The sequence below is a fragment of the Actinocatenispora rupis genome (genome assembly GCF_016861975.1).
Lineage (GTDB): Bacteria > Actinomycetota > Actinomycetes > Mycobacteriales > Micromonosporaceae > Actinocatenispora > Actinocatenispora rupis.
In genome coordinates this window covers 170,446-194,671 of sequence record NZ_BOMB01000012.1, presented here as the reverse complement: position 1 = coordinate 194,671, position 24,226 = coordinate 170,446, and the positions used below count along the sequence as shown (strand labels likewise).

Here is a 24,226-nt window from a genome sequence, read left to right as displayed (position 1 = left end):
CCGTGACCTCGTCGTCCAGAGCCTCCGCACCCGTTGCGCCGCCACATCCAGAACGCCGGCGTTGGCACCGATGAAAGTGGGTGCAACTCACCGCTTGAGCCGGCCGCGATACCGCTGGTGATCTCCACGGACGTGGTACAGAGGGCGCAATGCTCACCGGGCTCAAGAACCTGTACCTGACCGCGACCGACCTGGCCTGGACGACCAACGCCGACCCGTTCGTGGTGCGGATGCTGCCGACGGTGGCGATCCTCGACGGCACCGCGGACACGCTGACGCCGGCCACGGTCTCGACGAACTCGACGTACGCGCTGGCCCCGGTCGGCGGCCACCTTCTCTCCGGCCTGCCCTACTCGAACGGCTACCCGCAGAAGATGCTCGACTACCGGTTCGGCGGGGGAGAGCCGACGACTGTCTTCGGGTACGCGCCGGGCACGCCGGTGGTCGCCGCGGACGGCAGCGTGATCGCGGTCGGCGGCGCGGACCGCTCCTCGGTCGCCGTGCACCGCTACGTCGACGGCGCCGACAACGAACTGACCGACACGACGGTGCTGGACCTGCCGCCGGTACCGGGGCGGAACGCCGGGATCGCTTTGTCCCGCGGGTATCTGCGGCACGTCGAGGGGTTTCCGCAACTCGACGGCACCACCCAGTTCCGGTTGTTCAACCATGCGCTCGCGGCGGACGCGGGCGACCCCGAGCAGCCGAGCACGTACCCGCGGAAGCTGTCGGCGACGATGATCCGGTGTCAGGACGGGCAGGAGTGCGTCCGCGGCGCGGACGACCACGTGTGGGGCATGCCGTACCTGACCACCGACAGCTCGGGGCAGGCCCGGATCGAGGCGGTCGGCGGGTCTGTCGCCTTCACGCTGCCCACGACCGGCGGCCGGATCGTCGACTCCGACCGCAACTTCGTCATCGTCGCCGGCGCGTCGGGCCAACAGTACGTGGCGTACCTGAGCCAGGACGAGATCGTTGCCAGCGGCCCGATCACGGGCGCCGCGCTGTGGGACGCGACGCTCTGGCAGGCGCCCACGACCGGCACCGCCGGCACGCTCACCGCCACCGACCTCATCACCCGGAAGATCGTCCGCACGATCTCCGTTGGTACGTGCCGGCCCACCGATGTCCAGGTCGCCCAGCACTGGCTGTACTGGTCCTGCGGCGTGTCCGGCCCCGCCGGCGTGTACGACCTGACGACCGGTACGAAGACCGGCGTGCCGGCCGGCCGCGCGCTGCTCGGCGACGGGTACGTGGTCCGCCACGACACCGCCGCCGGCACGCTCCGCCTGACCGACGTGCACACCGGTACGGCCGCGCCCGAGCGGACGATCGCCACCCTGCCGGCGTCCGAACGGGGCGTGACCTGGGCCGTCGACCGTTTCGGCGGCGACCTCGCGTACGTCGACGGCGACGGCGCGACGCACGTCCTCGACCCCGGCGTACCGGCCTCGACGCCGACCGCGTACGTCGAGTGGACGCACCCGTGGATCGAAGTCCGGGCGGGCGAACAGTGGGAGGCGACGCTGACCGTCTCGCGCCCCGTCGACGGCTGGCGGCTCACGATCACCCGGGCGAGTACCGGTGCGGTCGTCCACACCGCGACGGGCGGCGCGAGCCGTGGTCCGGTGTACCTCGGCTGGGACATGCACCTGCCGGACGGATCGATGCCGCCGAGCGGGCCCTACCACTGGCAGCTCACCGCGACCGTCGGTGGCGGCACGGCCACCGTCGGCGGCGCGTCCGGCTACCTGACGGTCGAGTGCGGGACACGACCGTTCCGCAGCTACGACTGCGACGGTTCCGCGGCGCTGCTGGCCGTCCACATCGACGCCGACTACGGCCGGGCCGCCTGGTGGCAGGGGAACGCCGCCGGCACCCTGACCAGCAACGGGTACACCGAGGACTGGCAGCTCGGCAGTAGAAGCACGGACGTGTCGGCGCTGGTGCCGTTCGGCGACATCAACGACGACGGGTACGGCGACCTGCTGGCGCGTACCGGGGACGGCGTGGTGTACGCGCATCTCGGCATCGGTCAGGCGAGCTTCGGCGGCCGTACGAAGGTGCGGTTGGGTGGCGGGTACAACGCTTACAACGCGCTGCTGTCGGTGGGTGACGTGGACCGTGACGGGTACGACGACCTGCTGGAGCGCGACACCTCGGGAACGGTGTGGTTCAAGGGCGGCACGGGAAAGACGTCGCTGAAGGCGCGGGTGCAGATCGCGACCGGTTGGAACACCTACACCCGGTTGGCCGCGGTCGGTGACGTCAACGGCAACGGACGCGGCGACCTGCTCGCCGTCGACCACAACAACATCGTCTGGCGCTACTACGGCGCGGCCGGCGGCACGTTCCCGTCGGGGACCTGTCCGGCGACGGGCGGCCCGACCTGGTCGCCCGCGACTCCACCGGCACGATCTGGCGCTACGACGCCACCTCCACCGCCACGTACCCGCACCGCGTGAAGATCGCCACCGGCTGGAACACCTACAGCATCTACTGACCACGCCGTGCCTGGGGGCGGCCCACCTGACCCGCAAACCAGCGTTCGCTGTGCAGGCAACGCCATCCGCACGCCGGATGTCGACCTCTGCGCTCCCGGTACCTACTCGGTCGTGTCGTTGCGGGAGCGCGGCCTGGCGCCGGGTCGTACGAGGCGGGCGGCGAGTTCGAGGCGGAAGTGGCCGGCCGAATGGACCATCATGGCGACGACGCCGCCGGCGAACATCCCCACCCCGGCGAGCCACGTGATGTGCCAGAACCCGGCGACGACGCCGGCGAACGCCAGCAGTTGCGCGACGGCTTTGGCGACCCGTACCACGGGGGAGTCGGTTGCCCGGTGTCGGAAGCTCTCCTGCCGGTTGAGCAGGATCAGGCCCGCCAGCAGCGGGATCGCGACCGAGAACGCGAGTACGCAGATCCGCGCGGACAGGTCCAGGTGGCTGACGGTAAGGAACGGCTGGACGAGGACGAGGCCGGCCGCGATCAGCCCGCCGTAGACCATGTTGTTCTGCCGGAGCCACTCCTGTTGCTGTTCCGGCTCCCGCGCAGCCTGTTCGAACCGCTCGGCCTGCCGCCGCGCGTCGTCCTCCGCCTGGCGCGCCTCGGCGCTCTGCCACTCCGGTTCCCCCGCCATGACGGCATCGTGCCAGAACGCTGTGACACCGCGGCCATGCGGCAAGCCGGGCGGGAGGCCGACGGCGTCGTACCGCTGAAGTATCGTTTCGGCCGCCACGCGTCGACCAGGAGGATCGAGAGAATTGACTGAGCTGTCCGCGTTCCCGTTGCCGTTCCGGGTGTCGCGCACCATCCGCTTGGCGAAGCCCCGGACGCTGCGGGAGCTGCAGATGATCCGGTGCAGCGCCCACATCCGGGCCAAGCCCGAGTGGTACGTCAAGATGCGCGACGAGGCCGTCGTCGCCCGGTGGACGCGCGAGGCGACCGACCAGGGCATGACCGAGGCCCAGATCCGTTACGTACTCGCCGAACTCGCGCACTACGCCGACCTGCGCGACGAACGTACCGGGATCGAGGTGTCCGCCGTCGACGGGGTGTGGCAGTCGGACACGCTCGTCGACGACGAGCTCAGATCCCGGCTGCGCGCGGCGGTCCGGGTGCTGGAGGAGGTGCCCGAGGCCGAGCGGGACTGGCATCCCGGGTCCGACGGTCAGGTGCTGGATCTGGTGCACCCGTCGCTGTTCTGCCTCGTCCGGCAGGCGGGCAACACACCCGAACGGGCCTGGCTCACCCCGGCCGACCGCAGCTCGCAGTACGAGTTCTCGACGGAGTTCCAGTGGCTGCCCTCGGATGTCGAGGTCGCCGAGGACGGCACCGTCACGTTCCTGTCGTACGTCAACAACGTGCATCCGGTGCGGCACCGCGAACTCGACGCGGTCCTGCCGGAGCTGTTCGCGCGCATGCTCCCGCTGCTGGAGCGCGTGCTCACCGACCTGCGCCGGCCGCGCCCGCTGCGGATCGAGGCCGACCCCTTCACCTGGTACGACAACGCGCCGGACAAGCCGGTCGAGCCCGACGACGACGATGACGAGGACGCCATCGAGGCGTACGAGGAGGCCACGGACGAGTGGTGGGACCACCGCCGCCCCGTCGTACCGGACGCCCCGGACTTCGTCCCGCCCGCGTTGCCCGACGACACCACCCGCGTCGACCTGCGCGGCCGCCGGCTCCAGGTCATCGTCAAGCTCGCCACCATCCACCTCACCCCCGAGAAGCCCGAGTACGCCGGCGGTTCCTGGCACGTCGAGGGCATGCTCAACGAGCGGATCGTCTCGACCGCCATCTACTACTGGGACAGCGACAACATCACCGAGAGCCGCCTCGGCTTCCGCACCGCCGTCGACGACCCCGACTACGAACAGAACGACAACACCGGCGTCAGCGAGGTCTACGGCCTCGACGACACCGACTCCCTCAACCAGGTACTCGGCTCGGCAGAGACCCCCGCGGGCCGCTGCCTCGCGTTCCCGAACGTCCTGCAACACCGCGTCGACCCGTTCCGCCTCGCCGACCCGACGCGGCCCGGGTACCGCAAGATCCTGGTGTACTTCCTGGTCGACCCGACCGTGTCGATCGTCTCGACCGCCGACGTACCGCCGCAGCAGCCCTGGTCCGACACCTCGACCATGACCCTGGAACAGGCCAAGGGGTACCGCGACCAGCTGATGAAGGAACGCAAGTACTTCGTCGACGAGCACAACGAGCAGCTCTACGAGCGCGAGTTCTCCCTCTGCGAACACTGACCCGTAGCCGGCGACGGACTGCCCCCGCGCGGTCCGTCGCCAGTGCGGTCGCGTTTTGCTCGCCCCGCATTGGGTCGAACCCGCACGGTAGTGGCAGGTCGGTGCCCGAGCGGAGCGCGCAGGCGCGCTCGATCGTCCAAACGTCGTGGCGGGCATGCATGCAATACGCGCGACGGTCGGGGCGGGGCGTCCAGGCTGCTGACGGCGTCGACGGTCTCGCGGCTGGCGCGACCGGTGGCCTTGGCCCGCCGCCATCGGGTGATCTTCACAGCCTGCCAAGCGTGCGGGAAGTCCAGTCCGTCGAATGTGACGGCCTTGAGACTGCGGATCTCGTCGCGGCCGTGGGCGGACCCGCGGGTCGTGCCGCCGGTGGCCAGCCGTGACCAAGGCAGCGCGGCCAGCCGGGCGTGCAGCAGCGGCTGGTTGCGTTTGACGACGGCGATGTAGTGCGCGTCTTGTTGCGCACCAACCAATCGAGGTTGGACCGGACGGTGCGCAACGCGTCGAACGTGACCACCGTTGCGGCCAGGTCCCAGCCTTCCAGCAGGGGCCGGAAGTGGCTGGTCTCGTTGTGTTGAGCGCCGACCTCCACCTGGTCGAGCAGCCCGCCCCATGCGCCAGCAGGCCCAGCAGATGCACCCGACGTCCGTCCCCGCGGCGGGCGCCTCGGCTGGTCTTGCCGTCCACGGCCACTGCTGGCAGACGTCGGCGGGCCGCCTGCCGCGCTTGCTGGTCACGGTGCCGTGCCGGGTAGGCCGCACCGGCCTGGCCGCTGGCACTGGGGCGAGCCGTTCGTAAGGCAGTAATGCCGACATCGACCGTTCGGCCATCCCCAATGCGCATCGGCATCGCTACGCTGTGGGCCATGTCGATGCCGTTCGATGTGTGGGGCCAGCGGGGTTGGGCGTCTGTGGAGGTAGCGGGCGAGTCACACCATGCGAAGGCCATTCGAACCGTGTTGGGCAACGACTTCAAACCCTCGGGAACTGAGGTTCGAGTAGACGTCGAGCTGGTTCCAGAGCCGGACAACCGGCATGACCGGCACGCGGTTGCGGTGCGGGCGGGAAAACACCTGCTCGGTTATCTGCCACGGGAGGAGGCGGTGAGATATTCACCGATCCTGTCAAGGCTGGTGTCGCAGGGCTGGACGCCACGGGTCATGGCCCGAGTCTGGGGCTCGGAATGGGAAGGCTACGAGGATCGCCGGCACCGGGAGTTTCACGGCAGTGTGCGCCTGGACCTCGCCGAACCGCACATGCTGGCGCCAGCAAATGCGGCACCTTCGAGCACTCACCGTCTGCTGCCCTACGGGCACGCCATCCAGGTCACCGGTGAAGAGCAGCACCTGGACACCCTGAGCGCATGGCTGCGTCCCGAAGGCGAATGCTGGGTACATGCGACCCTGCACGAGGTGGTGCAGCAGACGGCACGCGCCTCGCGCACCGTGGTCGAGGTACGCATTGACGACGAGCGCATTGGGCAACTGACACCCAAGATGAGCGGCGACATGATCCCGACCATCCAGCACCTGGCTGAGCAGGACACCATCACCACGGTACGTGCCATAGTGAAAGGCAACCGGATCAAGACCGAAGTGGTCCTTCACGCGCTGCGGGCGCATGAGTTGCCCGACACTTGGTTGGAATCGCGGGCATCCACGCAGCAGGCCCGAGCAGCGGCACCGACCGTGCCAGCGCCGCCGGCGCCCAATGTAACGACGGCAACCCCAGCCAGCGAACCGATCCCGCCACCGCCGACATCGTTCCGTTTCAACCCTCCACCAGACTGGCCACCGCCACCGCCAGGATGGACCCCGCCCAACGGCTGGCGGCCCGATGCCGCCTGGCCGCCGGCACCGCCAGGCTGGTCATGGTGGGTGGCGTCCTGGGACTAGACCGCGCCGAACGCATACGGCGTGAGCCCGCCAGAGCGTGTACCAAGTAACCCACCCAACCCCGAGCTACGCCGAACGTTTGACACTGCCTTCCTCTGCCGTGCCAAGCTTCGGTGGGTTGGGCGTCTGCGACGAACATGCGGGTGCCTTGCCGAAACACGATCAGACCCGAGGCGGCGAGTAGCCGCAGCGCGGACTGGACCGTTGATCGCGCAACTCCAACTCGATTGCCCTCCGACTGGGAAGGCATCCTCTCCCCGGCCTGTCGCCACCGGCCTACCCATTTCGACAGAGCCATTGTCGGGAGATGCCGGCCTCGGCTGCGACGTGCGCGATCGGGCGGGTCTGGCAGCGCTGGACCAGACGCAACCTGCCGGCCGGTGTCAGCGGGGCGTTACGGTGGCCCACGACGGGTCTCCTCCGGGTCATCAGGACGTGTGGTCCCACTTCACATCCTGCCGGTGGGAGACCCGTCCCTGTCATTGCCCTACCCCGCCAGCGTCACCAACCTCATGAACCGCAACACCTAGTCCGCAACTGATCCGCCGATGAACGCCATCGCCGGTCAGGCAGCGGCGTCGAGGTAGAGGTCGTGGTTGTGGGGGAGGGACTGGAACAGCCGCGCCAGCTCTTGCCTGCCGCGAACGACCGTCTCGTACGCGTCTAGCAGGCCGGTGGTCGCCGGCAGCGGCGTGTCCGCCAGCAGGTCGGTGAGCATGAACCGGGTACCCAGCCACCGTCGCAACGCGAGTACGTCGGCGCCCGGGCCTCCGTAGTCGTACTGGTAGTCGGAACGGTCGCTGCCGAGCGCTGCCAGCAGCGCTGAACGCCTTACCAGGCAGGGAAAGCAGCGCCCGCAATGCCCGCTGGTCGACCTGCCCCGCTCGATCGGCGGGTGACCGCAGCTGATGGTCCGGAACAGGGTCTCCGCATCGGCTCCGGCGTCCAGCGCTGACCGGCAGACCTCGCCCTTCGTCAGCCGTTCGAACGGGTTGACGACCGCCACGGGCATCTCAAGCTCGGCCAGGAGCCGGTTGAACAGGTACAGCGTGCGCGGGTGTACCGACCTGGTCGAGCAAGACGCCGCTCGCGCGTCGGTCAGTGGCGGGTTCAGCGCGAGCTGCCCATTCTCCGGCACAACCACTCGACGTGCCTCGTACGCCGACGCGGCGCGGATTGCGGTACCGACGAACAGGAACCCTCTGCTGCGGAACGTCATGTCCTTGGGGTTGAAGACATCGAGGGGTACTGGGTGAAAGTGTTCGGGCATCCGAAGGCGACGGAAGACCTCACTCACTCGACCCTTTAGGTTCGGATGCGCGTAGCCGATGTATGCGGTCTTCGTGTTCCGGTACACCGATCGAGCGGCATAGCTCGCCGAGTCCAGCCCACCGGAGAACAGCGCGATCTCCTCTGCCTGGCGGCCGCCGATGACTGGCAGGGGGAGCATGTCGTCAAGGGTGTAGGCGCGGCTGCTCGGCCTGATCGTCACGGTCCAGTGATCACCGGTGAGCAGGGACAGCAACTCATGCAGCGTGCCCACCACGACGGAGGTCCAGCGGTCGTACTCGACGACGGGGATCTGGAGCTCGATGGCTCGGGTCCACCGGTCAGTGGTCGACCGGCGATCCGACATCCGGTCGGCGAGGTAGACGGCGCGGGCAACCAGAAACATGTCGTCGCCCCAGTGCTGGGTGTCGCGCCCCGCCGGAGCTGCCATGCCCTCGATGGTGGCCATGGTGGCGCGAAGTTGCTTCAGCGGAAGCCGTTCCCAGCCACGGCGGGGTGCCTCACCTCTGGGCGAGTTGTCGATGTCGTACCGGAAGCTCATGCCGCCTCCACGCCTGGTTCGTCGAGGTCGAGGATCTGCGAGACCGCTCGGACGACCAACGAACGCGCCGTACCCGCGAGGCTGTCGTGGTGTGGGCCCGCCCGGCGGTGCTCTTCCTCGCACGGGTTGGGAACCAGGCTGACCAGCTTCTTCGCCGCCGTGTCAGCGATCAGCCCAGTGGGGTCGAGGTACAGCACCGGTAGGGCGATCTTGAGATGTTCGGCGACGACGGTGCGCAGGTACGCGCGTACGGCATCGGCGAAGAACATCTGGAAGATCGCGCAGAACAGATCACGCGGCGGCCGATAGCCCGCATTGCCGCTCCGAACGGCCTGGCGAAGCGGCGCATTGTCCCGGAGCGCGGTATCGATGGTGCTTCGTAGACCGCGCCGTACAGCGTAATCGGGGACGGTGCCGGTAGACCTGTCGCCGAGAAAGGCGGCCATGAACTGGAGTTCGCGCTCGTCCGGTGATGCACCGACAACGCCGATCCCGGCCAGCCCGTTGAGCTGTAGTCGATCCAGCGTGTCGACCAGTGCGCGGGCACGGGCGGTGATGGGCTCGGCCAGAAGTACTCGGCTCGGGTGGAGGCGCAGGCCGGTGGCCAAGTCGGCGGCGATGTCGTCCTGGCGGTCTCGCAGCAACTGTTGCGCGGCATTGACGCCTCCCGGTCCGTGGAGGACCTTGTCGAGTTGCTTGCCAAGAGCCGTCAAGCGTTGTCGGGTGCGCTTCCACGTCCTGTTGTCCGCGCTGCTCCCGCCTACCGGTCCCGGGTAGCTCGCCGAGGTGCCCATCGAACCTCCCTGTGCGCGGAAGGTGACCAACCAGAACCGGACGGTAGAGGGTCCCAATTCATTGATCAAGGTCGATGGGTGGATGTGCGGCTTCCCGACAGATGATCGACCAAGAGTCGCTGTTTGTGGTACAGGCAGTGCCAGCCCGCCGCTCGGCGGCCCGGCGCGAGGCTTCGGCCTGCCTCGCCTGAGCGGCCCGGACTCCCAGGTGTCAGAGTGTTTGATCGTGTTGTGTGTAGCGCGATGGGCTCAGGTGTCGCGAACGGTGCCGTCCGGGCGCAGCGCCGCCGTCAGGTAGCTGGCGGTGCGGCTGTCAGCGGCGGCGGCGACGGTCTCGGGCCGTCCGGCGGCGACGACCGTGCCGCCCCGGTTGCCGGCGCCCGGGCCGAGGTCGACGATCCAGTCGGCGCCTGCGACGACGGCCATGTCGTGCTCGACCACCACCACCGAGCTGCCGGCGGCGACCAGCCCGCGCAGCTGGTCCATGAGCCGCTCGACGTCGGCGGGGTGCAGGCCGGTGGTGGGCTCGTCGAGCAGGTACAGCGTGTTGCCCCGGCGGACGCGCTGGAGTTCGGTGGCGAGCTTGATGCGCTGCGCCTCGCCGCCGGACAGTTCGGTGGCCGGCTGTCCGAGCCGCAGGTAGCCGAGCCCGACCTCGCGCAGCGCGCGCAGGCCCCGGGCTGCCGCGGGCAGGTCGGCGAGGAACCGCTCGGCCTCCTCCACGGTCAGTTCCAGGACCTCGGCGACGGTACGGCCGCGGTAGCGCACCTGCAGCGTCTCCTCGTTGTACCGGGCGCCGTGGCAGGTGGGGCACGGCGCGTACGTGCCGGGCAGGAACAGCAGCTCGACCGCGACGAACCCCTCGCCCTGGCAGGTGTCGCACCGGCCGGCGGGCACGTTGAAGGAGAACCGCCCGGCGTTCCAGCCGCGCGCCCGCGCCTCGTCGGTACCGGCGAACGCGGCCCGTACCGCGTCGAACAGGCCGGTGTAGGTGGCCAGGTTGGACCGGGGGGTGCGGCCGATCGGCCGCTGGTCGACGCGGACCAGCCGGCCCACCGCGTCGAGCCCCTCGACCCGCGCCGTCGGCCCGGCGCCGGCCGGTTCGGCGGCACCGGCGGGTTCGGCGCCGTCCTCGCCCTCGGGCTCGGGTTCGCCGCCGAGATGCGCCCGGACCGCCTCGGCGAGTACGGCGAGCAGCGTCGACTTGCCGGAGCCGGACACGCCGGTGACGGCGGTGAGTACGCCGAGCGGTATCTCGGCGGTGAGCCGGTCGAGGTTGTGCCGGGTCACGTCGCGCAGGCGCAGCCAGCCGGCCGGGTCGCGGGGCGCGGGGCGGGGCGGCGGCCCGGCGCCGAACAGGTACCGGCGGGTGACCGACTCGTCCACCCCGGCGAGGCCGTCCACCGGCCCGCTGTAGAGGACCCGGCCGCCGTGCTCGCCCGCGGCCGGGCCAACGTCGACGATCCAGTCGGCGCGGGACACCACGGCCATCTCGTGCTCGACCACGAACACCGAGTTGCCGGCCGCCTTGAGCCGGTCCAGTACGGCCAACAGCGACTCGGTGTCGGCCGGGTGCAGCCCGGCGGACGGCTCGTCCAGCACGTACACCACGCCGAACAGGCCGGAGCGCAGCTGGGTGGCCAGCCGCAGCCGTTGCAGTTCGCCGGCGGACAGGGTGGGGGTGGCCCGGTCCATGCTCAGGTACCCGAGGCCCAGCTCGTCGAGTACGTCGATCCGGGCGACGAGGTCGGCGGCGATGGTGACCGCCGCCTCGCTCGCCTCGTTGGGTGTCTCCGGCCCGCCGGTGGGCGCCGGGTCGGTCAGCTCGGCGGTCGGCCGGAGCGTGGCGGCCAGGGACTCCAGCGGCAGCGCCGCCAGCGCCGCGATCTCGCGGCCGGCGAACGTCACGGCGAGTGACTCGGGCCGCAGCCGGCGGCCCCGGCACACCGGGCAGACGGAGGTGGTCAGGTACCGGAGCATCCGGGTGCGCTGCGTGGCGCTGGCCGAGTCGGCGAACGTGTGCCGCACATAGCGTTCCGCCGACTGGTACTTGCCCTGGTACGGACGCTGGATGCGGCCCGGTTCCCGCTCCGGGTGGACGGTGACGACCGGCTGCTCGTCGGTGAACAGGATCCAGTCCCGGTCGGAGCGGGGCAGCTCGGACCACGGCCGGTCGATGTCGTACCCGAGGGTGGCGAGGATGTCCCGCAGGTTCTTGCCCAGCCACGCGCCGGGCCACGCGGCGATGGCGCCCTGCCGGATCGTCAACGACGGATCGGGTACCAGGGAGTCCTCGGTGACCCGGTGCACGCTGCCGAGGCCGTGGCACTCCGGGCAGGCGCCGGCGGTGGTGTTGGGGGAGAACGCGTCGGAGTCGAGCCGCTCGGTGGTGCCCGGCGGGTAGGAGCCGGCCCGCGAGTACAGCATCCGCAGCAGGTTGGACAGCGTGGTGACCGTGCCGACCGAGGAGCGGGAGGTGGCGGCGCCGCGCCGCTGTTCGAGCGCGACGGCCGGCGGCAGGCCCGTGATCTCGTCCACCCGGGGCGCGCCGACCTGGTGGATGAGCCGCCGCGCGTACGGCGCGACCGACTCGAAGTAGCGCCGCTGCGCCTCGGCGTAGATGGTGCCGAACGCCAGCGAGGACTTGCCGGACCCGGACACCCCGGTGAACACCGCGATCGCGTCGCGGGGCACCGCTACGTCCACCGCCCGCAGGTTGTGCTCCCGGGCGCCGCGCACCCGCACGAAGGTGTCCTGCACCGGCGCCGCTCCTGCCCGTTCGAGGTACCCGGCGCGGTGCGACGCGCCGACGCTCAGCGTATCGGCCGGTCAGCCCGGTCGTGCGGCGTACCAGGAGGTCCGCCGGTACGCGTCGCCGAGCGAATCCAGCCCGACGGCGATGACCACGTCCTGGATGCGCCCGAAGCCGTCCCGGAACGCGCTCGGCCACGGCCCGCAGCACCCGATCGGCGCGGCATCCCGGTCGGCCAGCACGACCGCGTTGGTGGTCTCCCGGCGCGGTTTCTCGCGAGCTCCGCGGCCAGCCCACCGGCGCCGGCCAGCTCGTCGGCGAGGGCCCCGCATCCAGGATGGTCTGCGAGGCCACCGCGACCGCGGCCACCCGTCACCCAGGTACGAGGCGGCGAAGCGGGCCACACCCGGCGCAGCGTCGGGTTCGCCACCACGGGAACCTGCGCGACGTCCGCGTCCCGCGGAGCGCGGTCCGCGGGACGCAGGTCGGCGGGGTTTTGGGTACCGCCGGGCGGTTCCCGCGCGGGCCGGTCGGATAGGCTGACGGCCGCCGGGGCGGTAGCTCAGCTGGTTAGAGCAGGGGACTCATAATCCCTTGGCCGTGGGTTCGAGCCCCACCCGCCCCACTTCACTCTCCGCCAAACTCAGCCAGGCTCTGCCAGTCGCCCGTTCGAACACTGATGTACCTGCCTATTGGTTGAACTACTGGCATCAAGGTGTGTTAAGGACTGGCTGATTCAGGCCGACCTTGAAGATCGGGGCGGCTCGTCCAGATACACATCGGCGCGTCTCGCTGAGTGGTGCTTCGGGCACCCGACTTCCAGGTCGAGGTCCATCGGCCGTACTCGCGGTAGCCGAGCCTCTCGTGCAGGCTGCGCACGCAGGGTCCGACCTATCGACGTCGAGAGGTCGGGACGCTGAACGGCGGCTGCAAGAGCCGCTGGAGAAGGTGCGAGGCCGGCCGGCCGAGCCCGGAATCGATCGCGGTTCGGTTGATGCGGCCGGCCAGGGTTGGCTCTGTGATGCTGAAGCCGTAACATCACTGCCTCCGCAGAACGGCCCGGTAGAGCCAGATCGGCTCTACCGGGCCGTTCGTATCGCTGGCCCCTACAGCTCGCTGCGGGTCATGTCGGTCACCTTGCACGTGAACTTCGCGGGCATGCCATCGGTCTTCAGGCTCGGCGCATCCTGGTTGCTCGTCTGCCCGGCCCCGGGTTTCTGGCCTGCGGCGTTGCCGGTGTCGGCGTCTTGCCGTTGGCGCTGTACAAGGCCACGGTGATCAGCTGTGGCACGTTTGGCAGACGCGGTTGAACATCACGCGCGGTTCGTCCATGTCGGTCCCTCTGCTGCCAGGCTCCGCCGGTACAACGCCAGCGCCGGCTCTTGACCGCGTTGAGGCAGTGACACCCGGCGACATCCCCAAGAGGCCACTGCTGGAGTGCCCCGTTAATGATGCCATCGCGGCCCTCATTGCTACTGGCGCTGCTACTGGAGAAGCGGGCTTTGCGATCTGTGCGCCGCGGGTCGGCCGCTGAACAGGGGTTTTGTTGGTGCGCCCGGTAGGGATCGAACCTACGACCGTCTGCTTAGAAGGCAGCTGCTCTATCCGCTGAGCTACGGGCGCTGGGGCTCGCTGAGGGGATCAGCGCGCTGGTGAAGGCTACCGTGATCGGGCCAGGGCTCATCTTGGCGGAGTCGGGAGCGTGACGCCAGCCCCTTAAGTTCTCAGTTCGGTAAGGGTTGCGACGAGCGTGCGGAGACCGTACTGGAACTCGTCGTCGGCGCCCGCGGTTGCGATCATTGCCGGCGCCGTGGCGTTCAGGTAAGGGAAGTCACCGTCGGGGAGCGCGGCGAGCGCGCGTCGGGTGTCGGCGGGGTCCTGCCGGGCGTACGTCACGCAGCCCAGTGTGAACAGGTAGAGGGTGCGGTAGGCGCGGATCGCGGCGGTGTCGTCGAGTCCGGTGGCGCGCAGCTGGCCGACGGCGCGGTCGGCGAGACGCAGGACGCCGGGGCTGAGGAACGGGCGGGACATCCGGATCCGGTACAGGCCGGGGTGTTCGGCGAGCGTGGTGTGCAGCGCGGTGAACAGGGCGGTGAGGGAGGCGCGCGGGTCGTCGTCGGGGCGGTGGCGTTCGACGGCGCGGGCGGTGGCGGCGTCGACGACGGCGTCGAGCAGGTCGTCGCGGGAGCGGAAGTAGCCGTAGAGGGTCATGGTGCCGACGCCGAGGTGGTCGGCGAGGGCGCGCATGGTCAGCGCGTCGAGCCCGGCGGTGTCCATCAGGTCGAGGGCCGCGCTGGTGATGCGGTCGGGGGTGAGCCGTTGCGTCGGCATGCCGTACAGCGTACCGTACGTCGTACGATGAAGACACTGACGGGAACCGAGGCGTACGGGCCGGCGGCCGAGCTGCTGCGGGAGTACATGGCAGAGGTGGCGCGGCGGGTCGACGGGTTCGACGGCGGCGGGGCCGACCCGGACGTCGAGGCGCGCGACGGCACGATGATCGTGGTGTGCGGCGACGACGGCACGCCGCTCGGCTGCCTCGCGGTCCGCGAGATCGCCCCCGGCATCGGCGAGATCAAGCGGATGTACGTGCGGCCCACGGCGCGCGGTGCGGGCCTGGGCGGGCGGCTGATCGAGGTCGCCGAGCAGGCAGCGGAAAGGCTGGGCTGTACGGTGCTGCGGCTGGACACGGCGGGTGACCGGTTGCCCGAGGCGTACCGGCTCTACCTGCGGCACGGGTTCGTCGAGATCCCGCGCTACAACGACAATCCGTCCGCGACGCACTGGCTGGAGAAGCGGCTGATGGTGGCCGGGAACCGGTCATAGCACGGCAACACGGTCCGGGGGGCTGTTCGCAACACTTGGACGCACGCAGTACGTTTCCTTCGTGCAGCCGACTCTGTCCGCGATAATTCCCATGCCGATGTCCCGCGACGCCGCCGAGCAACACCCGGCGGTCGGGCCGGACGCGCCGCTGCTGGAGGAGTGGTACGCCGATCTGGTGGTCGGGTTCCTGCTCCTCCCGCAGTTCGGCGACCGGCTCATCACCACCGGGGACCTGGAGGCGCTCGACATGCGCCCGCGTTCGCTGCGGCGTACCGCCGCGGAGAACCTGGAGAAGCAGCTCGACCGCGTCGACGTCCACGGCCTGCCGCCGGTGTTCACGCTGTCGTTCGACGGCCTGGAGGCCGCGCTGCTCACCTCCGACGAGGTCTGGTCGAGCCTGGAGGCGCAGGTCGAGGGCGAGATCGTGGTCGGTGTGCCGGCCCGGGACGTCATGTTCGTGACCGGCAGCAAGTCGCAGGCGGGCCTGGAGAAGATCCACCGGGCCTGCGAGCGGATCTTCTTCGCCGGCCACGAGAACCTGCTCAGCCGGCACCTGCTGGTGCGCCGTCAGGGGATCTGGCACACGTTCTGACCGGTCAGTCCACAGTGGACCGACCGGTACTGGACGCGCGCACGACCAGTTCCGGGGCGAGTAGTCGACCGGCGGTCGGCGCTGGTGCCACGTCCGCGGGCGCGCCGGGCAACTGGGGCAGCAGCACCGCCATCATCGCCCGGGCCACGGCCTCCACCGGCTGCCGCACGCTCGTCAGGCCGAGTACCTCGGCGGTCGGGGTGTCGTCGAAGCCGGTGATCGCGAGGTCGCGGCCGGGGCGCAGGCCACGCCGCTCGGCCGCGCGCCACGCGCCCACCGCGAACACGTCGGTGGCGGCGACGATCGCGGACGGCGGGTGCGGCTCGGCGAGGAGTTCGGCCGCGGCCCGGTCGCCGGCGGCCATGCTGTCGGCCACCCGCCGGATCCGTCCCGGGTCGAGATCGTGCGCCGACATCGCGCGCAGCCACCCCGTGTGCCGGTCGTCGCCGATCCGGTCACCCGCCGGTACTCCCACGTAGCCGATGCGCCGGTGGCCCGCGGCGATCAGGTGCGCGGTGGCCGCCTCCGTACCGGCGGCGTTGTCGATGTCGACCCACGGATGGTCGTCGCCGGTCCGCCCGAACGACGCGAACGGGGCGCCCAGCGCGGCGATCGCCGCCGGCCGCGGGTCGCGGTAGTCGATGTCGGAGAGTACGAAACCGTCGACGGCGCCGCCGGACAGCAGCCGCCCGCAGGCCGCCACCTCGTCCGCGTCGTCCGCCGCGAACAGCAGCAGGTGGTGGTCCACCGCGCGCGCCGCCTCGGAGAACGCGTGCAGGAACCGGTCCAGGATCGCGACGAGCGCGTCCGGTCTGTTCGGCCGGATCCGGTACCCGATGAGTCGCGAGGCGTGCGCGCGGAGTGCCTGCGCGGCGCGGTTCGGCTGGTAGCCGAGGGCGGCGATGGCGGCCTTGACCCGCTCGCGGGTGGTCGGGTTGACCCGTTCGGGGGCGTTGAGCACGTTCGAGACGGTCTGCCGGGACACGCCCGCGGCGACCGCCACGTCGTGCACGGTCACCGGCCCGCTCCTCGTCCCGCCCACCGGCCCTTCCCACCTGCGCTGACGACTGTGTGCACCGACGCTACCGGACATGGCTCCATAGCACGGATCCGGCCGTACGCGGGGGTTGTCCACAGGCACTTTTCCGTCGTCCACAGGCGGTGGCGGCGGCCCCGGATCCGGGCGAGGGTGGCCGTGCAGCTTCGACCGGCCGTACGCCGGTCCGCCGACACGAGAGGGATCTTCAGCGATGTTCGAGACCCGGACGACCGTCGTCGGGACGGTCACCAGCGACGTGCGCTTCCTGCGTACCAGGAAGGGAAACGTGCCGTTGGCCAGCTTCCACCTCGGCAGCACGGCCCGCACGTTCAACCGGGAGAAGGCGCAGTGGGTCGACGGCAACTCGCTCTACCTGCGGGTCGTCTGCTGGCGCCGCCTCGGGGAGAACGTGTCGGTCTCGGTGCGGCGCGGCGATCCCGTCGTCGTCGCGGGCAACCTGTCGAGCCGTTCGTACCAGGGGAAGGACGGCACCCGCCGCTGGGCGTACGAGATCGACGCCGCGTCGGTCGGGCCGGACCTGAGCCGTGGCACCGCCACGTTCGAGCGGGTTCCCTTCGGTACCAACGGATATCCGGTGCCCGACGAGGATGACCGGGTGGAGGGGTTCGTGCTGTCGCTCGGCTCCGCGCTGATGCCGCTCGACGAGGGCGACCCGGCAACCACCGTCACGCCGCTCGACCTCGACCAGCCCCGTCCGGTACCGGTGACCGCGGGCGCGGCTGCGGACGACGCGCTGCCGGGTGCCGCGTGACCGGCGCATAGGCTCGCGCGTGGACGGGTTCTCGGGGAGGGGTTGACGATGGGCGGACGTGCCGGCAGAGCGTGGCGTACGGCGGCGGCGAACGGCGCCGGGCTCGCTGTTGGCGCGGCGCTCGACGCGCTGCTCGGCGACCCGCGCCGGCTGCACCCGGTGGCGGCGTTCGGCACGCTCGCGAACCGGCTGGAACACCGGCTGTACCAGCCGAACCGGCCCGCCGGGATCGGCTTCGTCGCCGCGGCTGTCGGGCTGCCCGTCGCCGCCGCGGCCGCCGTCACCCTCGCCACCCGGGACCGACCCGTCGCCCGCGCCGCCGCGGTCGCCGTCACCACCTGGACCGTTCTCGGTGGTACGTCGCTGCGGCGCGAGGCACGGTTGCTCGGCTCGGCGCTGGCCGAGGGTGACCTGGCCGCGGCCCGGGACCGCCTGCCGCACCTGTGCGGGCGCGACCCGGCCGCGCTCGACGAGGCCGGGATCGCCCGCGCCACCGTCGAATCCGTCGCGGAGAACACCTCCGACGCGGTCGTCGCGCCGCTGTGCTGGGGCGCGCTGGCCGGCCTGCCCGGCCTCGTCGGGTACCGCGCCGTCAACACGCTCGACGCGATGGTCGGCCACCGTTCCCCGCGGTACGAACGGTTCGGGTGGGCGGCGGCGCGGCTGGACGACCTGGCCAACCTCGTACCGTCGCGGCTCAGTGCCGTGTTGACGGTCGCGCTGGCGCCGACGGCCGGGGGCGGCAGAGGGGCCGCGCTCGGCACCTGGCTGCGGCACGGACACCGCCACCCGAGCCCGAACGCCGGCCAGTGCGAGGCGGCGATGGCCGGCGCCCTCGGAGTACGGCTGGGTGGCCGCAACGTGTACGCGGGGCGGGTCGAGGACCGGCCCGTCCTGGGCACCGGGCGGGCGCCCACCGTCGAGGACGTATCGCGGGCGGCGACGCTGTCGCGGGCGATCGGCGTGGCCGCCGTCGCGCTCACCGTCGGGCACGCCGTCGCCGCCCCGGCCCGCCGCGCCCTCGTCCGCTACCTGCGCACCCGGCGGCGGTCGCGGTGAGCACGCTGCGCGGTGCAGTGCTCGTCGCCGGTACGACCTCCGACGCCGGCAAGAGCACGCTGGTCGCCGGGATCTGCCGGTGGCTGCACCGGCAGGGCGTACGGGTCGCGCCGTTCAAGGCGCAGAACATGTCGAACAACTCGGCCGTCACCCCGGATGGCGGCGAGATCGGCCGCGCGCAGGCGATGCAGGCCGCCGCCTGTGGCCTGGAGCCGAGCGTCCGGTTCAACCCCGTGCTGCTCAAACCCGGCTCGGACGGCCGCAGCCAGGTCGTCGTGCTCGGCCACGCCCGGGGCCACACCGGCGCCGGCGACTACCGACAGGTCCGAGCCGGGCTGGCCGACACCGTCGCCGCCACCCTCGCCGACCTGCGCGCGGAGTACGACGTGGTGGTGTGCGAGGGCGCCGGCAGCCCGGCCGAGATCAACCTGCGCGCCGGCGACCTCGCCAACATGGGTCTCGCCCGCGCCGCGGGACTGCCCACCATCGTGGTGGGGGACATCGACCGCGGCGGGTTCTTCGCCTCGGCGTACGGGACGCTCGCGCTGCTGTCGCCCGCGGACCAGGCGCTGGTGGCCGGGTTCGTGGTCAACCGGTTCCGCGGCGACCGCGAACTGCTCCGGCCCGGTCTGGAGATGCTGACCGGTCTCACTGGACGCCCCACCCTCGGCGTCCTGCCGTACGAGCCGGATCTCTGGCTGGACACCGAGGACTCGCTCGGGTACACCGACGGCCGGCTCGTCGGGCGCCCCGCCGCGCCCCGCAGCAGCGAACCGTTGCGGGTCGCGGTCGTCCGGCTCCCGCGCATCTCCAACGCCACCGACGTCGAGGCGATCGCCGCCGAACCCGGCGTCCTGGTACGGCTGACCGCCTCGCCCGACGAGCTGATCGACGCCGACCTCGTCGTCCTGCCGGGCAGCAAGTCCACTGTGGACGATCTGGACTGGCTGCGCCGCCGTGGCCTGGCCGACGCCGTACGGGCGCGCGCCGCCGCCGGGCGCCCCGTGCTCGGCCTGTGCGGCGGGTACCAGATGCTCGCCGAGACCCTGGACGACCCGGTCGAGAGCGGCGCCGGGCGCGTCGACGGGCTGGGGCTGCTGCCGGTCGACGTGGTGTTCGAGCCGGACAAGACGCTCGCCCGACCGCACGGCACCGCCCTCGGCGCCCCCGTCACCGGCTACGAGATCCACCATGGCCGCGCCACCGTCCGGTACGACGACGCGCACCCCTCGTTCCTCACCAGCGCCGACGGTGCGCCGGAAGGCTGCCGTTCCGGCGCCGTGTTCGGTACGCACTGGCACGGTGCGTTCGAGTGCGACGAGTTCCGGCGGCGGTTCCTCACCGAGATCGCCGGACTCGCCGGGCGGCGCGGGTTCGAGGTCGCGCTGGACACCGACTTCCGGGCGCTGCGCGAGCGTTCCCTCGACCGGCTCGGCGACCTCGTCGAGCACCACCTGGACACGACCGCGCTGACCGACCTGATCCGCTGCGGCCCGCCCGCCACGCTCCCATTCGTACCCCCGGGCGCCCCGCCGGACCCGTCCGCCGACGGCGCTGTCCCGGAGCACGAATCCGTCTCCGGTCCCACGACCGCATCTCCTGCCGACAACGCCGCGGCCGTGCCTCCGACCTCTGACGGCAGCGTCCAACCCGGCCCGGTTGAGCCAACCGCAGACGGTCCGGGCGCGACCGACCCGGCGACGGACACCATCGCGGTACTCGCCGGCCAGACTCCGGACCCGCTCGCCGCCGGCCCACCACCCGCCCGGCCGCCGGAACCGTGGATCAGCGGCCGCCCGACGGTGGAGACGTACGCCGGGCTGGCCGACGAGATCCTCACCGCTCCGCCCCACCTCGGCCCCGTACGACTGGTCTCGGTGGACGGCCGCGCCGGCTCCGGCAAGACCACGTTCGCTGCCCGACTGACCGAGGCGCTCACCCACCGCGGCGCGCGTACCGAGCTGATCCACACCGACGACCTGCTACAGGGCTGGCTCGACATCGTGACGTTCTGGCCCCGCCTGGAGGAGTGGGTACTCGCACCGCTGCGCCGCGGCAAGCCCGCCGGCTACCACCGCTTCGACTGGCACGCCGGACGCTTCCGTACCGAACGGGTGGAGGTGGGGCTCCCCGACGTGCTGGTGTTGGAGGGGGTGACGACCGCGCGCGCGATCGTACGGCCGGAGTTGTCGAGGTCGGTGTTCGTGCAGGTGGCCCGCCGGACCCGGTTCGACCGCGGGGTCAGCCGGGACGGACCCGGCGTGGTGCCGGACTGGACCCGGTGGATGCAGGACGAGGACGTGCACTTCGCCGCCGACCGGACCAACGCCCACGTCGACGTCCTGGTGGACGGAGATCCCCGCACAGCGCACAGCCCGACATCGGAGTTTGTCCGGATCAATCCCGATCGGGCACCCGCCCGGGGTTGCCCGTAAGGGAAGGTTGCGGGCCGGGAAGCAGGCCGACGGTGGCCGGAACGACCTAGCGTAGGAGCAGAACCCGAGGCGAGCAGACGGAGGGGCACGATGACCGATTCCACCGGACGCGGACCGGACGGGGGTGCCGGCGGGGGCGAGGGCCGGTCGGACTCGACCGGATCGCAGGGCGGCAACCAGCCGACCCGCCGCCGGCTGACCCTGACCGGGATCAGCTCGCGCGCCTGGGAGCACCCCGCGGACCGCGGCGCCCTGGTGGCGTTGCGTGAGCTGCGCGGGTTCGACGAGATCCTGCGCAAGTTCTTCGGCCTGTTCAACGAGCGGTACTTCCGGATGAAGTACCTGGGCTCGGCGATCCGGGCCAACGGCTGGCAGTACTCGCGGGTCCACGGCATCTACCTGGAGGCCGCGGCGGCGCTGGACTTCGGCGAGCCGGCCGACCTGCCGGAGCTGTACGTCTCGCAGACGCCGTTCGCCAACGCGGGCGCGTTCGGTATGGACAAGCCGTTCATCGTGGTCAACAGCGCGACCGTGCAGATGATGGACGACGACGAGCTGCGGTTCGTGCTCGGCCACGAGCTGGGCCACATCCGGTCCGGCCACGCCGTCTACCACACGCTGCTGGTCTGGCTGGTCGAGCTGGTACGCGGGCTCAACTGGATCCCGCTGGGTGCGCTGGCGCTGCGCGGCATCGTCGCCGCGCTGATGGAGTGGTACCGGAAGGCCGAGCTGTCGTCCGACCGGGCCGGACTGCTGGCGGGACAGGACCCGGCGGCGGCGCTGCGGGTGCACATGAAGTTCGCCGGCGGTGGCGACCTGTCGGACATCGACACGGCGGCGTTCCTCGCCCAGGCCAACGAGTACGACCGGGCGAACGGCGACCTGCGCGACAGCTTCATCAAGCTGATGCTGCTGGAGGCGGCGACCCACCCGATGCCGGTGGCGCGCGCGGCGGAGCTGCGGCACTGGGTCGAGACGGGGGAGTACCGGCGGATCCTGTCCGGGGACTACGCGCGCCGCGAGGACGACGCGGACGCCTCGGTGAGCGAGGAGGTCAAGGCCGCGGCGAAGTCGTACCGGGACGCGTTCGCGCGCTCGCAGGACCCGCTGGCGGGGCTGCTGCGCCGGTTCGGTGACGGGGCGAACGTGGCGGGTGACTGGGCCAAGGCCGGCGCGGACAAGTTCCGTGCCTGGGTGGCGGGCGACGCCCGGCGCGGCGAGGACCCGGGTGGTGACGACGACTGACCTGGGCGCGCATACGATCCGGCTCATGACAACGCACCCCTGCCACCAGCCGAGCCCTGCCCCGTCGCACCTCGCCGGAGGTGCGGCATGAGCCCGCGCACCGATGCGGAGATCCGGGCCGCCGTCGACCGGGTCCTCCCCGACGTACGGCGGGACCTGGAGCGGCTGGTCCGGGTGCCGAGTGTCGCGTTCCCGGGCTTCGACCACGGCGAGGTACGCCGGTCGGCCGAGATGGTGGCGGAGCTGTGCCGGTCGGCGGGCGTGCCGGACGTGCAGATCCTGACCGTCGAGGGCGGCCAGCCGGCCGTCGTCGCGCGCATTCCGGCCCCGCCCGGCGCCCCCACCGTCCTGCTGTACGCGCACCACGACGTGCAGCCGGTCGGCGACACGAGCGACTGGCGTACCGAGCCGTTCGAGCCGACCGAGGACGGCGACCGGCTGTACGGGCGGGGTGCCGCCGACGACAAGGCCGGCGTGACCGCGCACCTCGCCGCGATCCGGGCGTACGACGGGCAGCCGCCGGTCGGCGTCACCCTGTTCATCGAGGGTGAGGAGGAGTGCGGTTCGCCGACGCTGGAGAAGTTCCTCCGGGAGTACTCGGATCTGCTGGCGGCGGACGTGCTGGTGCTGGCCGACTCGGGCAACTGGGACATCGGCACCCCGGCGCTGACCACGTCGCTGCGCGGCCTGGTCGACTGCTACGTCGAGGTGCGCACGCTGAGCCACGCCGTACACAGCGGGATGTTCGGCGGGGTGGTGCCGGACGCGCTGACCGGGCTGTGCCGGCTGCTCGCCACGCTGCACGACGACGCGGGCAACGTGGCCGTCGCCGGCCTGCACGACGCCGGCCCGACCGGCGTGGAGATGCCGGAGGAGCGGCTGCGCGCCGAGTCCGGCGTACTGCCCGGCGTCGAGCTGATCGGCTCCGGCTCCATCACCGAACGCAACTGGAACAAGCCGGCCATCAGCGTCATCGGCATCGACTGCCCCACGGTCAAGGACGCGTCGAACACCCTGGTACCGGCCGCCCGCGCCAAGGTCAGCCTGCGGCTGGCGCCCGGCCAGGACGCCGAGGCCGCGCTGACCGCGCTGGTCGAGCACCTCGAAGCGCGCGGCGAGTGGGGCGCGACGGTGACCGTGACGCGCGGTGAGGTCGGCGCGCCGTACCAGATCGACGCGACGGGCCCGGCGTACGAGGCGGCCCGCGACGCGTTCCGTACCGCGTGGGACGGGGCGGCGCCGGTGGACATGGGCATCGGCGGGTCGATCCCGTTCGTGGCCGAGTTCGCCGACGCGTTCCCGTCCGCGGCGATCCTGGTCACCGGCGTCGAGGACCCCGACTCCCGCGCGCACGGGGCCAACGAGAGCCTGCACCTCGGCGAGTGGCGTCGCGCGTGCCTCGCCGAGGCGCTGCTGTTGGCGAGATTGGCCCCGGCGGACCGGTGATCCCCGCGACCCATCCCCAGCGCCGCCCGTCCGCGATCTTCCTCGGCCTCGTGGCGCTGCTGCTGGTGTCCGGCTGGATGACCTGGGCCGGGTTCGGCAACGTCCGCGTCGACGCGTTCCTGATGGTCGCCGCGGGCTGGCTCGTCTCGCTGTGCCTGCACGAGTACGGGCACGCCTACCTGGCGTTCCGGTTCGGCGACGACGGCGTGGCCGAGCGCGGCTACCTGACACTCAACCCGCTCAAGTACTCGAACGTGTTGCTGTCCCTGGTGTTGCCGCTGGTGTTCGTGCTGCTCGGCGGGTTCGGCCTGCCGGGCGGCGCGGTCTGGGTGGACCATTCGCGGATCCGCGGCCGGCTGCGGAACAGCCTGATCTCCGCGGCCGGCCCGGCGATGAACGTGGTGTTCGTGATCGCGCTCGCCGTACCGTTCTGGCAGGACCTGTCGGCGTCGCGGCACGTCGACTTCTGGTCGGCGGTGGCGTTCCTGTGCTTCCTGCAGATCACCGCGAGCGTGCTGAACCTGCTGCCGATGCCCGGCCTCGACGGGTACGGGATCCTCGAACCGTGGCTGCCGGCGCACTGGCGGCGCGGCGCCCGGATGATCCAGCCGTACGGGATCCTGCTGGTGTTCGCGCTGCTGTGGGAGCCGCGGGTGAACGCGCTGTTCTTCGGCCTGGTGGACGCGATCAGCGGCGGGCTCGGCGTGCCGCAGGCCGCGATCTTCTACGGCGACCACCTGTTCCGCTTCTGGACCTGAACGATTCGCGTCACCACGCGTCG

At 71.4% G+C, this 24,226-nt stretch carries 17 protein-coding genes, 2 tRNA genes and 2 pseudogenes; 12 read left to right on the top strand and 9 right to left on the bottom strand.

Annotated elements, in window-relative coordinates; genetic code table 11:
• Nucleotides 1–149: 149 nt before the first annotated feature.
• A complete protein-coding gene (locus Aru02nite_RS11270) occupies nt 150–2,465 on the top strand; it encodes an FG-GAP repeat domain-containing protein (protein ID WP_203657381.1) in 2,316 nt (771 codons plus the stop codon).
• Between the two features lie 140 nt (nt 2,466–2,605).
• On the opposite strand, the gene Aru02nite_RS11265 is transcribed toward Aru02nite_RS11270, so the two are convergent.
• A complete protein-coding gene (locus tag Aru02nite_RS11265) occupies nt 2,606–3,136 on the bottom strand; it encodes a hypothetical protein (RefSeq protein WP_203657380.1) in 531 nt (176 codons plus the stop codon).
• Between the two features lie 124 nt (nt 3,137–3,260).
• Here Aru02nite_RS11265 and Aru02nite_RS11260 point away from each other — a divergent pair, with 124 nt between their 5' ends.
• Complete coding sequence (locus Aru02nite_RS11260; protein WP_203657379.1) at nt 3,261–4,760, top strand: DUF4246 domain-containing protein; 1,500 nt, start codon at nt 3,261–3,263, stop codon at nt 4,758–4,760.
• 865 nt (nt 4,761–5,625) lie between these two features.
• On the top strand, nt 5,626–6,654 hold the full coding sequence (locus Aru02nite_RS11255; protein WP_203657378.1) for an HIRAN domain-containing protein: 1,029 nt from the start codon (nt 5,626–5,628) through the stop codon (nt 6,652–6,654).
• A gap of 253 nt (nt 6,655–6,907) precedes the next feature.
• Here the strand turns inward: Aru02nite_RS11255 and Aru02nite_RS11250 are convergent.
• The 5 genes and pseudogenes from Aru02nite_RS11250 to Aru02nite_RS11230 form a co-directional block, all read right to left on the bottom strand.
• A pseudogene (locus tag Aru02nite_RS11250) lies at nt 6,908–7,062 on the bottom strand (helix-turn-helix domain-containing protein); the annotation flags it as partial.
• A 157-nt stretch (nt 7,063–7,219) separates the two neighbouring features.
• Entirely contained in the window at nt 7,220–8,485 is a 1,266-nt protein-coding gene (locus Aru02nite_RS11245) for a 7-cyano-7-deazaguanine synthase (RefSeq protein ID WP_203657376.1), read from the bottom strand.
• Entirely contained in the window at nt 8,482–9,279 is a 798-nt protein-coding gene (locus Aru02nite_RS11240) for a hypothetical protein (RefSeq protein ID WP_203657375.1), read from the bottom strand. Before Aru02nite_RS11240 ends, Aru02nite_RS11245 begins: the two co-directional genes overlap by 4 nt.
• A gap of 249 nt (nt 9,280–9,528) precedes the next feature.
• The gene (locus tag Aru02nite_RS11235) at nt 9,529–12,039 is read right to left on the bottom strand and encodes an excinuclease ABC subunit UvrA (RefSeq protein ID WP_203657374.1); all 2,511 of its coding nucleotides are present in this window, start codon (nt 12,037–12,039) and stop codon (nt 9,529–9,531) included.
• Nucleotides 12,040–12,108: 69 nt separating this feature from the next.
• On the bottom strand, nt 12,109–12,273 hold the full coding sequence (locus tag Aru02nite_RS11230) for a hypothetical protein (RefSeq protein WP_203657373.1): 165 nt from the start codon (nt 12,271–12,273) through the stop codon (nt 12,109–12,111).
• A gap of 309 nt (nt 12,274–12,582) precedes the next feature.
• On the opposite strand from Aru02nite_RS11230, the gene Aru02nite_RS11225 reads away from it, so the two are divergent.
• Nucleotides 12,583–12,656: transfer RNA gene (locus Aru02nite_RS11225), tRNA-Ile, on the top strand.
• Nucleotides 12,657–13,578: 922 nt separating this feature from the next.
• Here Aru02nite_RS11225 and Aru02nite_RS11220 read toward each other — a convergent pair.
• Nucleotides 13,579–13,654: transfer RNA gene (locus Aru02nite_RS11220), tRNA-Arg, on the bottom strand.
• Between the two features lie 93 nt (nt 13,655–13,747).
• A complete protein-coding gene (locus Aru02nite_RS11215) occupies nt 13,748–14,362 on the bottom strand; it encodes a TetR/AcrR family transcriptional regulator (RefSeq protein WP_203657372.1) in 615 nt (204 codons plus the stop codon).
• Nucleotides 14,363–14,389: 27 nt separating this feature from the next.
• Between Aru02nite_RS11215 and Aru02nite_RS11210 the strand changes: the two genes are divergently transcribed.
• Both Aru02nite_RS11210 and Aru02nite_RS11205 read left to right on the top strand, forming a co-directional pair.
• The gene (locus Aru02nite_RS11210; RefSeq protein WP_203657371.1) at nt 14,390–14,857 is read left to right on the top strand and encodes a GNAT family N-acetyltransferase; all 468 of its coding nucleotides are present in this window, start codon (nt 14,390–14,392) and stop codon (nt 14,855–14,857) included.
• 97 nt (nt 14,858–14,954) lie between these two features.
• On the top strand, nt 14,955–15,449 hold the full coding sequence (locus Aru02nite_RS11205) for a DUF1444 family protein (RefSeq protein ID WP_203657370.1): 495 nt from the start codon (nt 14,955–14,957) through the stop codon (nt 15,447–15,449).
• A 4-nt stretch (nt 15,450–15,453) separates the two neighbouring features.
• Here Aru02nite_RS11205 and Aru02nite_RS11200 read toward each other — a convergent pair whose 3' ends face one another.
• On the bottom strand, nt 15,454–16,467 hold the full coding sequence (locus Aru02nite_RS11200; protein WP_203657369.1) for a LacI family DNA-binding transcriptional regulator: 1,014 nt from the start codon (nt 16,465–16,467) through the stop codon (nt 15,454–15,456).
• Between the two features lie 232 nt (nt 16,468–16,699).
• Between Aru02nite_RS11200 and Aru02nite_RS11195 the strand changes: the two genes are divergently transcribed.
• The 6 genes and pseudogenes from Aru02nite_RS11195 (at nt 16,700) to Aru02nite_RS11170 (ending at nt 24,203) form a co-directional block, all read left to right on the top strand.
• The gene (locus Aru02nite_RS11195) at nt 16,700–17,260 is read left to right on the top strand and encodes a single-stranded DNA-binding protein (RefSeq protein WP_203657368.1); all 561 of its coding nucleotides are present in this window, start codon (nt 16,700–16,702) and stop codon (nt 17,258–17,260) included.
• 48 nt (nt 17,261–17,308) lie between these two features.
• A complete protein-coding gene (locus Aru02nite_RS11190; RefSeq protein WP_203657367.1) occupies nt 17,309–18,319 on the top strand; it encodes a cobalamin biosynthesis protein in 1,011 nt (336 codons plus the stop codon).
• Between the two features lie 5 nt (nt 18,320–18,324).
• Nucleotides 18,325–20,007, top strand: a pseudogene (locus Aru02nite_RS11185) (cobyric acid synthase); the annotation flags it as partial.
• Nucleotides 20,008–20,844: 837 nt separating this feature from the next.
• A complete protein-coding gene (locus Aru02nite_RS11180) occupies nt 20,845–21,999 on the top strand; it encodes a M48 family metallopeptidase (protein ID WP_203657366.1) in 1,155 nt (384 codons plus the stop codon).
• An 87-nt stretch (nt 22,000–22,086) separates the two neighbouring features.
• Nucleotides 22,087–23,445 (top strand): dipeptidase, encoded by a 1,359-nt coding sequence (locus Aru02nite_RS11175; RefSeq protein WP_203657365.1) that lies wholly within the window; start codon nt 22,087–22,089, stop codon nt 23,443–23,445.
• The gene (locus Aru02nite_RS11170; RefSeq protein WP_239076611.1) at nt 23,442–24,203 is read left to right on the top strand and encodes a site-2 protease family protein; all 762 of its coding nucleotides are present in this window, start codon (nt 23,442–23,444) and stop codon (nt 24,201–24,203) included. Before Aru02nite_RS11175 ends, Aru02nite_RS11170 begins: the two co-directional genes overlap by 4 nt.
• Nucleotides 24,204–24,226: the final 23 nt, after the last annotated feature.

What these genes read in the sequence shown, in the direction of transcription:
- Aru02nite_RS11205 (WP_203657370.1), top strand. Translation starts at nt 14,955, where the DNA reads ATGTCCCGCGACGCCGCCGAGCAACACCCGGCGGTCGGGCCGGACGCG.
- Aru02nite_RS11175 (WP_203657365.1), top strand. Translation starts at nt 22,087, where the DNA reads ATGAGCCCGCGCACCGATGCGGAGATCCGGGCCGCCGTCGACCGGGTC.
- Aru02nite_RS11245 (WP_203657376.1), bottom strand. Translation starts at nt 8,485, where the DNA reads ATGAGCTTCCGGTACGACATCGACAACTCGCCCAGAGGTGAGGCACCC.
- Aru02nite_RS11180 (WP_203657366.1), top strand. Translation starts at nt 20,845, where the DNA reads ATGACCGATTCCACCGGACGCGGACCGGACGGGGGTGCCGGCGGGGGC.
- Aru02nite_RS11210 (WP_203657371.1), top strand. Translation starts at nt 14,390, where the DNA reads ATGAAGACACTGACGGGAACCGAGGCGTACGGGCCGGCGGCCGAGCTG.
- Aru02nite_RS11265 (WP_203657380.1), bottom strand. Translation starts at nt 3,136, where the DNA reads ATGGCGGGGGAACCGGAGTGGCAGAGCGCCGAGGCGCGCCAGGCGGAG.
- Aru02nite_RS11255 (WP_203657378.1), top strand. Translation starts at nt 5,626, where the DNA reads ATGTCGATGCCGTTCGATGTGTGGGGCCAGCGGGGTTGGGCGTCTGTG.
- Aru02nite_RS11195 (WP_203657368.1), top strand. Translation starts at nt 16,700, where the DNA reads ATGTTCGAGACCCGGACGACCGTCGTCGGGACGGTCACCAGCGACGTG.
- Aru02nite_RS11240 (WP_203657375.1), bottom strand. Translation starts at nt 9,279, where the DNA reads ATGGGCACCTCGGCGAGCTACCCGGGACCGGTAGGCGGGAGCAGCGCG.
- Aru02nite_RS11270 (WP_203657381.1), top strand. Translation starts at nt 150, where the DNA reads ATGCTCACCGGGCTCAAGAACCTGTACCTGACCGCGACCGACCTGGCC.
- Aru02nite_RS11190 (WP_203657367.1), top strand. Translation starts at nt 17,309, where the DNA reads ATGGGCGGACGTGCCGGCAGAGCGTGGCGTACGGCGGCGGCGAACGGC.
- Aru02nite_RS11215 (WP_203657372.1), bottom strand. Translation starts at nt 14,362, where the DNA reads ATGCCGACGCAACGGCTCACCCCCGACCGCATCACCAGCGCGGCCCTC.